This window comes from Mesorhizobium sp. M7A.F.Ca.MR.148.00.0.0, assembly GCF_003997735.1.
GTDB lineage: Bacteria > Pseudomonadota > Alphaproteobacteria > Rhizobiales > Rhizobiaceae > Mesorhizobium.
Window position 1 is genome coordinate 1,532 of the sequence record NZ_RZTB01000213.1, and the last position, 1,355, is coordinate 2,886.

1 protein-coding gene is annotated in these 1,355 nt (G+C 56.8%); it reads left to right on the forward strand.

The genetic code is table 11. The annotated features are described in order from the left end of the window. Nucleotides 1-427: 427 nt before the first annotated feature. Nucleotides 428-1,063, forward strand: a complete 636-nt coding sequence (locus tag EOB49_RS32935; RefSeq protein WP_127383417.1) for a hypothetical protein — start codon at nt 428-430, stop codon at nt 1,061-1,063. The last annotated feature ends 292 nt before the right edge of the window (nt 1,064-1,355 follow it).

A 1,355-nucleotide genomic window follows, 5' to 3' on the forward strand; every position in this document is an offset into this window, starting at 1 on the left:
AGCACTACGAAGGCCAGGATAGGTTGCCCACTAGCACTGCCAAGGTGGTTCCATAGGGACACCACTAGCACTGTGAAGGGCCGTACTGTCCCACCTGAATAAGGCCCCTACTAGCACTGCAAGTCGAATAAGGCCTCCACTAGCACTGCGAAGGCGACAACCACCCTCCTGGCTCCGTTAAGGCGATAGGGTGACCACTAGCACTGTGAAGGTGAATAACCCTTCCACTAGCACTACGAGACGCTCCTCACCCAAGCTGACCCGCGTGGTTCTCCCTGCATTGCGACTGCCTGTTGCCCTGTTTGCTCCTTCCAGGGGCGACTGGACGTGGCGCTTGGCGGGTCAGCTTTGGTGAGGCGCGGGTGTCCTGATCAGTGTCTTTCCGTGGGGACAACCGCCCCAACCGACCAAACCCATCAAAGGAGCAATGGAATACACGACCGAGCTACTCGACCGAACCACCGGCGACCTACACACCGTCTCACTCGGCAACTGGGTCTCTGTGACTGAATACGGCATCCTGAAGGGTGTCGGATCTAGGCAAGTCCGAGCAATCCTGTCCCACCTCGGGCTACTCCAAGAACAGCTTGAGGTGTCCAAGTCGGGGCACTCTCGGGTAGCCCGAAGACGTCTCACTGACGAAGCAGTCAAGGCCGGTCTTGGCAAGCGTATCTATCCTAGGAAGGCGGGAAGCTATCCCTTCGATGTCCTGTCACCCGAGGGCCAATCTTGGATCGACCTTAGGTGGGGCCACGCGGTCAAGACCATGGCGTCTGAGATCGCTTCAAACCCGCTTGTCACGACTGCCAAGGAATGCCTCGACCAGTTCAAGGCTTCTCGACTGTCAGACATGACACCCCAGATGGAAGTCTGCTTCCTGTCTGACCACTTCCCCGACCTTCCCCAGGTCGATATCTGCCGTATCACTGGAACATCACCACGTATGGTTTCATTGTATGTGAACACCCGAGCGGACCAAATCAGGGCATGGAAGGCTTGGAGGGGTAAGACACTTCCCGTCACCAAGCGTGTCGCGTTCAATCCCCACTATCTTGACCTGTAGCATCCCCCTGAGTTGAACCGGGACTGAGGACTTCCCTCCTCGGTCTTCCCTTCTGTGGTCTTCAACCCGAGGGTTCCCTTTCAGTCCCTCTATAGGTTCGCCTATGGCGTTCCCTGACTACGTCACCATGATCGTCATCCGACTGGATACCTACATTACACAAGGAGTTACATCGTCGAAAAATGACTGCCGATGAGAAGGCCCTCGCCTCTGTGCGCCGGCCAGACTTTGACCCTCATGACCGCTTCGTCACCATGGAAGCAGTCGCCACCTATCTCGCCGCCTTTCATGA

Coding starts and splice junctions, on each gene's coding strand:
- EOB49_RS32935 (WP_127383417.1), top strand. CDS start 428: ATGGAATACACGACCGAGCTACTCGACCGAACCACCGGCGACCTACAC.